The organism is Microbispora sp. ZYX-F-249, assembly GCF_039649665.1.
Lineage (GTDB): Bacteria > Actinomycetota > Actinomycetes > Streptosporangiales > Streptosporangiaceae > Microbispora > Microbispora maris.
On sequence record NZ_JBDJAW010000082.1, the window covers coordinates 1 to 10,530 of the forward strand.

At 69.6% G+C, this 10,530-nt stretch carries 8 protein-coding genes; 3 read left to right on the forward strand and 5 right to left on the reverse strand.

Annotated features, from left to right (window positions below; translation table 11 throughout):
* Positions 1-449: arabinofuranosidase catalytic domain-containing protein (locus AAH991_RS39175; RefSeq protein WP_346231024.1), on the forward strand; the 449-nt coding region annotated here is incomplete at its 5' end.
* A gap of 145 nt (positions 450-594) precedes the next feature.
* Here AAH991_RS39175 and AAH991_RS39180 read toward each other — a convergent pair.
* The 5 genes from AAH991_RS39180 to AAH991_RS39200 all read right to left on the reverse strand — a co-directional run bounded on the left by AAH991_RS39180 (position 595) and on the right by AAH991_RS39200 (position 7,912).
* Entirely contained in the window at positions 595-3,474 is a 2,880-nt protein-coding gene (locus tag AAH991_RS39180) for an NEW3 domain-containing protein (RefSeq protein WP_346231025.1), read from the reverse strand.
* A gap of 123 nt (positions 3,475-3,597) precedes the next feature.
* Positions 3,598-4,824 carry a mandelate racemase/muconate lactonizing enzyme family protein gene (locus tag AAH991_RS39185; protein ID WP_346231026.1) on the reverse strand — a complete coding sequence of 409 codons (1,227 nt, stop codon included), beginning with the start codon at positions 4,822-4,824 and terminating at the stop codon, positions 3,598-3,600.
* A gap of 1 nt (position 4,825) precedes the next feature.
* Complete coding sequence (locus AAH991_RS39190) at positions 4,826-5,653, reverse strand: carbohydrate ABC transporter permease (protein ID WP_346231027.1); 828 nt, start codon at positions 5,651-5,653, stop codon at positions 4,826-4,828.
* On the reverse strand, positions 5,653-6,480 hold the full coding sequence (locus AAH991_RS39195) for a carbohydrate ABC transporter permease (RefSeq protein ID WP_346231028.1): 828 nt from the start codon (positions 6,478-6,480) through the stop codon (positions 5,653-5,655). Before AAH991_RS39195 ends, AAH991_RS39190 begins: the two co-directional genes overlap by 1 nt.
* 151 nt (positions 6,481-6,631) lie before the next feature.
* Positions 6,632-7,912, reverse strand: coding sequence for an ABC transporter substrate-binding protein (locus tag AAH991_RS39200; protein ID WP_346231029.1), 1,281 nt, complete (start codon positions 7,910-7,912; stop codon positions 6,632-6,634).
* Between the two features lie 137 nt (positions 7,913-8,049).
* Between AAH991_RS39200 and AAH991_RS39205 the strand changes: the two genes are divergently transcribed.
* Both AAH991_RS39205 and AAH991_RS39210 read left to right on the forward strand, forming a co-directional pair.
* Positions 8,050-8,820: a FadR/GntR family transcriptional regulator gene (locus AAH991_RS39205; RefSeq protein ID WP_346231030.1), complete on the forward strand. Its 771-nt coding sequence runs from the start codon at positions 8,050-8,052 to the stop codon at positions 8,818-8,820.
* A gap of 461 nt (positions 8,821-9,281) precedes the next feature.
* The coding region (locus tag AAH991_RS39210; RefSeq protein WP_346231031.1) for a ricin-type beta-trefoil lectin domain protein at positions 9,282-10,530 on the forward strand (1,249 nt) is incomplete at its 3' end.

Below are 10,530 nucleotides of genomic sequence, written 5' to 3' on the forward strand. Positions count from 1 at the left end.
CCGCGGGCGCCATGGACGCCATCAACTTCAGCACGCAGTGCTGGTTCGGCGGCTGCTCCGGCTCGGGCCCGTGGGTCCAGGCCGACCTGGAATGGGGGCTCTACCCCGGCGGAAGCCAGTCGTGGAACCCCAACCAGCGGGCCTTCCCTCACAAGTTCGTCACCGCCACGCTGAAGAACAACGGCACGACCCGGTTCGCCATCAAGGGCAGCAACGCGCAGTCCGGCGGCCTGTACACCCTGTACGACGGCCCGCTCCCCAACGGCTACAGCCCCATGAAGAAGCAGGGGGCCATCATCCTGGGCAGCGGCGGCGACTGCTGCAAGCCCGACGGCGGCGCCAACCTCAGCGCGGGCACCTTCTACGAGGGAGCCATCGTCGCCGGCTACCCCTCCGACGCGACCGAGAACGCCGTGCAGGCCGAGGTCATCGCCGCCGGCTACCGCTGACCCGCTCCCGGGACAGGAGCCTCACCGAACCCGGACGCCGGCCACTCGGTGGAAGCAGGACAGTTCCGGAGCACGGCCGATGACCAGGGGCCGGCCGCCACCGCGGCCGGCCCACGGTCATGGTCCGGGCTCGGATGTGCCCGGATCAGCTCACGCCGAAGTCGGCGAAGCCGAACTGACCCGTTACGCCCGCGGCGTGGGACGTGGCGATCAGTCCCGCGTCCTGCCTGTCGGCGATGCCGGGCAGGGTCGCGGTCGGGCCGACCTTGGTCCAGGCGGTGCCGTTGGTGGAGTAGTAGCCGCTCACCTGGTCGCCGGAGCGGACGAGGCGGACCCAGGCGGGCGCCCTGATTCCCGAGACCCCGCTGAACGAGTCGAGGTAGCCGTTGCCGTCGGAGTCCCACTGGAAGGCGACCCCGTTGCCCGGCGTGACCACCATGACGGCGTACCCGGGCGACGAGCCCGTGCCGGTGACGTCGTTGCGGAGCACGACCCCCGCCTTGGCCCAGGCGTTGGTGTTGTCCATCTGGGTGACCCGCGCGGTCACGGTCGACGTGCTCCCGGCCGCGTCGTCCCGGTAGACGACGCCGTACTCGTCGAAGCGCCCGGCTGCGTCCTGCCAGATGTCGGTTCCCTCGGTGAGGATGGCGTACTCGGATCCGGCCTCCGCGAACCGGCTCGGCACCGAGCCGTGGGCCTTCAGGGAGGTCAGCGGGTTGATCGCGGTCAGGGTCAGCGACCTGTCCACCGTGTAGCCGGTCTTGCCGGCGCTGAAGCCCACCGACGCCTTGACCGCCGCGCGGCTGACCGGTGTCGTGAACGAGCCGGGTGCGGTGATCTTCCACGTCTCGGTGGCCGACGCGCCGGCGGCGAGCCCGCGCTTCACCGGCTTGCCGATGCGTTCGGCCTGCCAGCCCTCGGGAACGGTGATCGAGACGGCCAGGCCGGCGGCCCGGCCGTCACTCACGTTCGCGATCGTGGCGGTGACGGTGGCCGAACCACCGGCGCTCACACCGGCCGGGTCGGCCGTCAGAGAGACACCGAGCGGGGGGCGCTGCGGGTCGGGTTCGCCGCGGTACTTCCCGGTGGGACCCGCCTCGTAGACGATCCGGGCGGCCTCGGCGGGAATGTTGCCGGCGCTGATGGTCACGTTGTCCCTGACGACGTTCCCGCGCTGGCCGTTCACCAGGCCGGTGATCGCGGGGTTGGTGGAGAAGTTGCCGATCAGCGTGAGGTCACCGGTGTGGTTGCCGTTCTGGTTGTTGGCGTGCGCCCACTGCGCGGCGGTGCCGACGAACACGTTGTGGCTCGCGCTCAGATACCGGGAACCCTCGTCGAAGTACAGACCGAGCTGTCCGCTGCTCTCGCAGTAGTTCTCGTCGATCGTGCTGCGGGGTATCGCCGACAGCGTGTAGATGCAGCCGGCGTCGAACATGGTCTGCACGACCTTGCGCACGTGGTTGCCCACCACGCGGACGTCGCTGAGAGTCGTCGGCGTGTCGTAGAGCGGCTGGAAGTCGTACAGCCCGCGGTTGATGTACTCCGGGCTGCCGCCCGGGTCGTTGGCACCCCAGCCGTAGCCGATGCCGATGCCGGTGTACGGCATGTCGGAGACGTAGTTGTGCTCGATGGCCAGCCGGGTGACGTAGCTGGCGAAGATCCCGTCCTGGTCCAGGTATTCGAGGGCGGTCGCGTAGACGCGGTTGTCACGCAGGAGGATGTCGCTGTTGACCATGCGGGGATCGGACGGGTGATGCGCGTCCGGGCGTATGCCGCCGACCACGATGCCGCCTCCGGCGCTCGCGGTGAACGTGCTCCCCACGACCGACACCTTGTGCGCGCCGAGTCCCACGCCGGTGGCGTGGGCGTTGGCGTCGTTGCCGATGCCGAGCCCGACGCTACCGAGGTTCACGAAGGTGCTGTCCACGAAGGCGATGTCCTCCGCGGCCGACACCTGCACCGCCGCGGCCGCCTGCGCCCAGTTGTTACGGGTCGCCTCGAATCCCTTGCAGCCGGAGGAGCACGAGGTGAACGCGTCCGGCGGCCGATGGGGCTGGACGCCGCTTATGAAGGCGCCGGTCTGCTGGTTCGCGTAGCCGTCGGAGGTGCCGGGGTGCAGCCAGGTGGTGCCGGTGAAGGTCAGGCCCTCGAACCGGAGGTTGCGGGCCGGTTCGTCGTAGGTGCCGCCGACCTGGACCAGCGACTCCAGCCGGGGCAGCTCGGCCCGCACCTGCGAGATGTCCTGCCCGGGGAGCGGTTTGTAGTACAGCGTTCCAGCGGTGGTATCCAGATACCACTCGCCGGGCTCATCCAGGAATTTCCTGGAATTGAGCAGGAAGAACTTCGGCGTCCGGAACGGCGCCTGGATGGCGTCGTACCCGTAGGTGTTGTTGTCCCAGGCCGGCTGCTGCATGACGACGGTGGAACCGGAGATGCTCTCCACCGGCGCGAACCGGTTGGTGAACGAGAGCATCGCCTGGAAGTCGATGCGCTTCTGGTCGGGAAGCGTGGCGAGATAGGCGAGATCGGGGTTCCTGATGGTGAAGCCGGTGGGAGTCAGGGTGATGTCGGACCGTGCCACGCTGATCCGTGCGCGCTGCGCGGGTTTTCCGTCCACGTAGAGCTGGCGGGTGTCGAACCCGGTGCCGACGTGGGCCTTGTAGACACCGGTGGCGGCGTCGTCGACCTCCCAGCCGGTGACGGGCGTGGCACCGCTCAGCACGGGCGTGGCCCCGCGCGCGGCCGTCCAGGTGACGGTGTGCCCGTTCCGGCCGGAGTCGGCGGCGTCGAAACGCAGCGGCGAGGTCAGCCGGTAGGTCCCGTCCAGGAGTTCGACCGTGACGTCGCGCTTCCCCTCGGCCGCCGCGACACGGGCCCGTCGTTGTGCCTCCCCGAGGGTGGCCAGCGGCCGGCCTCTGTTGCCCGGGCCGTTGTCGTCGGAGTTCTTGGCTCCGGCGGGCGCCACCACGATCCTGTCGGCGGCCCCGGCCGCTTCCGCCCGGGCGGCGCCCGGGCCGGCGAACATTCCGGCGGTGATGAGTACGGCGGCGGACGCCGCGGCCGTCGTTCTTCCTTGTGGTCGTCTTCGCGGCACAGGTGACGGACGCATGTTTCTTCCTTTCTTCCGGCACTGCGTGCGCGGGGACGGTCAGCGCCGGACGGTGTGAGGCACCTCGTCGTTCGGCCGCGTGCGAGGGGTGAGCTGGTGTGGCTGTGCGGGGTGACCGTGGTCGGCCACGGAAAGCAGCCGTCGCCCGGCCTGCTCCGGCCGGACGCCGGGGCCCTTCGCGGCGCTGGTGTCCGGACGGCCGGCGGCCCCCTTCATCGCGTGCTCGTCGATCGTGATGCCCAGCCCCGGCGAGTCACCGAGGATGAACGCGCCGTCCTCGACGTACAGATCGAGTGACATGCCGATCGGCGGATGCAGGTCCTGCAACTCGCTGGCCATGTGGTTGGGCACCGACGTCGCGGCGTGCAGCAGCCCGACCGGTGTGTTGCCGATCGGGCTGACCGGCAGGTCATGGGCGTGTGCCAGGGCGGCCACCCGGAGGAAGTGGGACACCCCCCAGACGGCGGCCGTCTGGACGATGTCGACCGCCCCCGCGGCCAGCAGCGGGCGGAACTGCTCGAGCCCGGTGAGGTTCTCCCCCGTGGCGACGGAGGCGCGGACGCCACGGCCGACGGCGGCCAGCCCTTCGGCGTCCCACCGCCGGACCGGCTCCTCGATCCAGGTGAGGTCCAGCGTGCGCTCGAGCTCGCAGACGTGCCTGACCGCCTGCTTGCGCGTCCAGGCCTCGTTCACGTCGAGCATCAGACCCGGCCGCGAACCGTGCCCGGCCTCGGTCAGGACATCCCGCACCAGGGTCAGGCGGTGCCGGTCGCGTTCGATGTCGAGCCCGCCCTTGATCTTGGCGGCGCGCAGGCCGTACCGGGCGTAGACCTGGTAGGCCGAGACGAGTTCGTCGTCGGTCAGGCCGATGTCCAGGCCCGAGGCGTAGGCGGGAACCCGCCTGTCGCGTCCGCCCAGCAGCCGCCAGAGCGGTTCGCCGGCCGCCTGCGCCTTGATGTCCCACAGAGCGGTGTCGAGCGCGCCGATCGTGCCGAACACGGCGCCCGCGTGCCCCGCCTTGAAGGTCTGCCGCAGCATGCGGTCGTAGAGCGCGGTGACGCCGCGCGGGTCCTCGCCCTCGATCGCGGCGAACACCGCGTCGATGTTCACGTGCGGCCCGAGGCCGACGCCGGTGATCCCCTCGTCGGTGTCCACCAACACGATCGGCACCGAGACGACCCCGTCGGCGAAGACGCCGTTGGCGTCGCCGACGGGACGGCCCCATTCCGAGACCGTCGTCGTGGTCCGATACCCCGTGATCCTCATGTCAGCCCTTCGTGGAACCTGCGGTGACGCCGTCGGCGATCCGCCGTTGCAGAAACAGATAGATCATCAGTACGGGTACCGCGGCGATCAGGACTCCCGAGGCGAAGGTGGGGATGTCGTCCGAGTACTGTCCGCGCAGCGAGTTGACCCCGATCATGAGCGTGCGATGCTCCGGCGACGGCATCATCAGCAGGGAGATGAGCACGTCGTTCCAGCAGAACAAGGTGTTGAGGATGCCGACGGACAGCAGGGCGGGAACGCCCAGCGGGAGCATAATCCGCCGGTACACCCCGTACACCGTGTTCCCGTCGATCCTGGCCGCGTCGACGATCTCCGCCGGGATGGTCCTGTAGTGGCTCGTCATCAGGAAGACGGTGAACGGGAGGAACTGTGCGACGTAGGCCAGGATGAGCCCCGGATACGTGTCCACGAGCCCGCTGTCGGCCATGATCCTGGTCAGCGGCACCATGATCACCTGGAAGGGGACGAACAGCCCCGCGAGACAGCCCAGGAAGATGACGGTCGAGCCGCGGAACCGCAGCCGGCTCAGCGCGAAGCCGGCCATCGACCCCAGCAGCAGCAGAAGGAGCACCGAGAAGGCCACCACGACGAACGAGTTGGCGAAGTACCGCGCCATCCCGGCGCCGGCCCACGCCTCGGCGATGTTGTCGAAGCGCGGGGATGCCGCCGGGGAGAACCGGTCGAGGACGTAGTCGCGGCGGGTCTTCATCGCGACGTTGGCGGTGAACACGAGCGGATAGATCGTCGCCAGCGCGAGAGCGGCCATCGGAACGGCGGCCGCCCACCTGGCCAGGCGCATGCCGGGCATCAGTCCTGCCTTCCCGAGCGGCGGAGCAGGCTGATCTGCAGGAGCCCCACCACGAGCATGACGACGAAGAGAACCGTCGACGCGGCCGAGGCGAGCGCCGGCCGGTTCATCTGCCCCTGCTCGTGCCAGATGTAGTACTCCGGCAGATAGGTCGACCCCTCCGGGCCCCCGCTGGTCATGACGAAGAGCAGGCCGAACATGGACGTCAGCATCCCGATCATCGTGGTCACGAAGACGAATTGGATGGTGCGCGTCAGGCTCGGGATGATCACGTGCCAGATGACGCGGCCGAGCGACGCGCCGTCCACCCGGGCGGCGTCCAGCAGCGACGCGTCCAGGGTGCTGAACCCGGCGAGGAACACCACCAGGGCCATCCCGAACGTCGCCCATACGTGCACGCCGACGACCGTGAACATCGCGACGTCCGGATCGCCGAGCCAGTCGACCGGGCCGGCGCCGATCGCCCCGAGAGCGGCGTTCACCGGGCCGTCGTACCCCAGCATGAGGTTGAAGATCGCACCGACGATCACCGGTGAGAGCACGGCCGGGAAGAAGTAGACGCTGCGATAGACCCGGTGACCCGGGACGCGCAGATAGATGAAGGTCGCGAGCAGGCCCGGAATCGCCACCGCCACGGGAAGCAGCAGCACCAGCAGCCCGACGTTGCGCAGCGAGGTGCGGAACAACGGGTCGGCGGCCAGCTCCAGGTAGTTGCCCAGGCCGACGGGGGTTCCGTTGAGCTCGCCGTCGCCCGTGAAGGAGAAGTTCACCCCCAGGACGAGCGGCCACAGCCGCAGCACCACAATGATCAGTACGGCCGGGGCCACCAGGACGTAGGGTGCGAGGCGCTCGGCACGCGCCCCGCGGGTGGGCCTCCGGGCGTTCCCGCGGCGCCCCCGCCGCTCCGTCGCCGCCGCGCCGGTGCGCCCGGAGCGGGCCGGGCGCACCGACGGCGGTGAATCTTTGACCGGCACGCGATCAGCCCGCCCGGTCGGAGGCGGCCAGCTGCTCCACGACCTCGTCCACCGTGGCCGACCCGCTCAGGAGCTGCTGGGACAGCCTTCCCATCAGGTCCAGGGTCTTGGAGGACAGCGCGACGTGCAGGGCGGGCTTGCCGGCCTTGATCTGCTGCACGATCGTGGCGACGGCCGGGCCGGCCTGGGAGACGTCGATGGTCGTGTCGGACGCGATCGCGCCGGCCTTGGCGTAGAACGCGGTCAACGCGCCGGTCGAGGTCAGGGAGCGCACCAGGTCGGCGGCCAGCTCCGGGTCCTTCGTCCACTTCGCCACCCCGTAGCCGATGCCGCCGTCGTACGGAAGGCTCGGAGTGGCCCCCTCGGAGTCGACCGGGGCCTGCATGACGCCGATCTTGTCGGGCGGCAGGAACTCGCCGAAGTCCTTCCAGTGCCCGACGTCGGACATCAGCCCGATGATGTGCGCGGCCTTGCCGGTCTCGAAGACCCTGAAGATGTCGGTGAACATCGCGGTGGAGTTGGCACCCTCGTTGTTCAGCCCCTTGTCCTGGGCCTCCTTCCACAGCTCGAAGATCCGCCGTACGTGCGGTGAGGACCAGTCGCGCTTCCCGGCGATCCAGTCGTCGTACTCCTGAGGCGTCAGGATGCCGGATCCGAGGCCCGACATCCAGAACTGGATCCCGGCGCCTTCCTTGTTGCCGAGCGCGAAGCACGTGGCCCCGGTCGCCTTCTTGATGGCCGCGCAGGACTCGAGGAGCTCGTCCCAGGTCGCGGGCGGTTTCGCCGGATCGAGTCCGGCCTTCTCGTAGAGCGCCTTGTTGTAGTAGATCGGGTGCCCCTGCAGGGTCACCGGCGCGGCGTAGATCTTGCCGTCCTTGCTGAACGCGTCCCAGCCCGCCAGCCGGCTCTTGTCCGCGGCGACGTACTGGTCCAGCGGGAGGAGCGCGTCGGCGCGGTCGCGGATCTGCCCGCCGCCGTTGAAGAGCATGACGTCAGGCCCCTTGCCGGACTGGATCGCCGTGCCGAGCAGGGTGTAGTACTGGTCGAACGGCTGGGCGACGAACTCGACCGTGACCCCGGGATGCCGCCCGGCGAAGTCGGCCTTCGCTTTCTCTATGTAGGTCGCGGCGGCCGGTTCACCGGACTTCCAGTCCCAGACCACCAGCTTGCGCTGCTCCTGCGACGCCTTCCCGGAGGACGGGGACTCCGTCCGTGCGGCGCTCCCGCAGCCGGTCACGGCCAGTCCCGCGACCATCAGGACCGCCCACCACCGCTGCTGTCTCATCGCTGCTCGCTTTCCAGTGAGCGGCCGGCTGGCCCGGCCGGTCTTCGGCGAAACGTAACTCGTATGACGTATTACGTCAATAGCCGTCACCTATACTGGCGCGGTGGCGCTGTTCGTGTGGGCCACCGGAGGGGGATATGACGGCATCGCAGGAAACGGCCGGTGGCATCCCGGCGTCCCCCGCCTGGGTACGGCGCCCGGCCAGTCTCGCCCGGGCGGTGACGGCCGAGCTGGTGGAGCGCATCGTCCGCGGCGTGCACCCGCCGGGAACGCCGCTGCCCCCCGAGCCCGCGCTGTGCGAAGCCTTCTCCGTCAGCCGCACCGTCGTCCGCGAGGCCGTGAAGGTCCTGCAGGAGAAAGGGCTCGTACAGGTCCGCCAGGGCGCCGGCACCATGGTGACGCCCCCGGCGATGTGGGACATGCTCGACGAGCTCGTCCTCGCCGCGACCATCGCCGAGGACGAGACCCTCGCGATTCTCGACGACGTCGTCGTCACACGGCGCGTGCTGGAGTCCGACATGGCGAACGTCGCCGCCCGCCTGGCCGGGCCGGACACCGTCGAGCGGTTGCGCGCGCTGGTGGACCGGATGGACGAGCTCGTGGACGACCACGTCACCTACGCGGACAGCGACCGCGCCTTCCACGACACGATCATGCAGGCGTCCGGGAACCGCATCGCTCGCGGCGTCGTACGGGCGCTGGAGAACCAGGTCATCCACACCGCCCGCTACACGGGCCGGACCGAGCGGGCCCTGTGCGTGGCGTCGAACCTCGGCCACCGCCGCATCTACGAACGCATCGCCGCCCGCGATCCCGACGGCGCCGCCGAGGCGATGTTCAACCACATCACCGAGGCCTGGGTCGTCCGCCGCAGCGGACCTGCCGACCCGGTACGGCTGCGGCGCTGACACCGGGTTCCCCACCCTCGCAAACGATTCGAGCCCCGGGGAGTGAAAGTTTCAGCGCGGCCCGTCAGCGGCGGCCACGGCCGCTTTCCCTGGCCAGGCGAGGGAACGGCGGGCCGGCCGTGACGGTGATCCGCGGCACCGGGAAGACCGGGCCTTGACAGGTCCGGTCACGGTCATATTTGCTCCGCTGCACCATCGCCTCCATCCCCGCCATCCGGAAGAGAGGAAACCCGATCGGGGCGTTGGGTGAGCGTTAACACCGGACGCTTCGACCGGTCGGCCGGTACCCCATGAGACCGGCGAGTTCGATCGCGCGGAGGACGCCGGCGACGGCGGACCGGAACTCACCGCGCCGGAGACCGGACACACCGGTCCGGCCGGGCCCTCTCTCCCCCAGGAAAACGCCGGTACCGAACGGCTACCCCATTTTCGTGTGTCTTCATGAGAAAGGAGCTTGCGTGATGCCGGGGCACAGATCCCTCTTCACCGTCATCGCGACCACGGCACTGCTCCTCCTGTCCACGGCGCAGGCCGCGCTGGGCGACAGTGCCGTCACATCCGCCACCGCGAAGAGCGCCCTCGCGGCCACCGCGGGATGCGGCAAGACTCCGACGCTGAGAAGCGGTACGCAGTCGATCACGACCAGCGGGAAGAATCGCAGCTACATCCTGAGAATTCCTGACAACTACAACAACAACACTCCCTATCGCTTGATCTTCGGATTCCACTGGAACGGCGGCACCGCCAACGACGTCGACTCGGGCGGAACCAGTGGATACCCCTGGTCCTACTACGGGCTCAGGGCCTTGTCGAACAACAGCACCATCTTCGTCGCGCCCCAGGGCTTCAACAACGGCTGGGCCAATTCCGGCGGTGAGGACATCACCTTCGTCGACGACATGATCCGGCGGATCGAGGCGGACCTCTGTGTCGACACCTCCCAGCGCTTCGCCATGGGCTTCAGCTACGGCGGTGGCATGAGCTACGCGCTCGCGTGCGCCCGGGCGTCGGTCTTCCGAGCGGTTGCGGTCTACTCCGGCGGGCAGCTCAGCGGGTGCAGCGGCGGCACCGAGCCCGTCGCCTACATCGGGCTGCACGGCCTCAGGGACCCGGTGCTCAACATCTCCGCGGGCCGGTCGCTGCGTGACAGGTTCGTCAGGAACAACGGCTGCACCGCGCAGAACCCGCCGGAGCCTGCGCAGGGCAGCCTGACGCACATCGTCACCTACTACTCGGGCTGCCGGGCCGGGTATCCGGTCGCGTGGGCGGCGTTCGACGCGGGCCACACCCCCGGCCCCGTGGACGGGAAGCCCGGCGACTTCGAACCCGGCGAGAACTCCTGGACCAGGCCCGTGGTGTGGAGCTTCTTCACGCAGTTCGGGAGCGGCGGCACCCCGTCGCCGTCGCCGTCGCCGACCGCCTCTCCCACGGGCGGCACGGGGAGCACGAGCGCGCTCAAGGGTGTGGGGTCGGGCCGGTGCCTGGACGTCAACGGCGCCTCGCAGGCGAACGGCGCGCAGGCGCAGATCTGGGACTGCAACGGGCAGGCCAACCAGCAGTGGACCTCCACCAGCGCGGGTGAGCTGCGGGTCTACGGCAACAAGTGCCTGGACGTGAACGGCGGCGGCACCGCCGACGGCACCGCGGTCATCATCTGGGACTGCAACGGCCAGAACAACCAGAAGTGGCGCCTGAACTCCGACGGCACCA

What these genes read in the sequence shown, in the direction of transcription:
- AAH991_RS39180 (WP_346231025.1), bottom strand. Translation starts at nt 3,474, where the DNA reads ATGTTCGCCGGCCCGGGCGCCGCCCGGGCGGAAGCGGCCGGGGCCGCC.
- AAH991_RS39185 (WP_346231026.1), bottom strand. Translation starts at nt 4,824, where the DNA reads ATGAGGATCACGGGGTATCGGACCACGACGACGGTCTCGGAATGGGGC.
- AAH991_RS39190 (WP_346231027.1), bottom strand. Translation starts at nt 5,653, where the DNA reads ATGCCCGGCATGCGCCTGGCCAGGTGGGCGGCCGCCGTTCCGATGGCC.
- AAH991_RS39200 (WP_346231029.1), bottom strand. Translation starts at nt 7,912, where the DNA reads ATGAGACAGCAGCGGTGGTGGGCGGTCCTGATGGTCGCGGGACTGGCC.
- AAH991_RS39205 (WP_346231030.1), top strand. Translation starts at nt 8,050, where the DNA reads ATGACGGCATCGCAGGAAACGGCCGGTGGCATCCCGGCGTCCCCCGCC.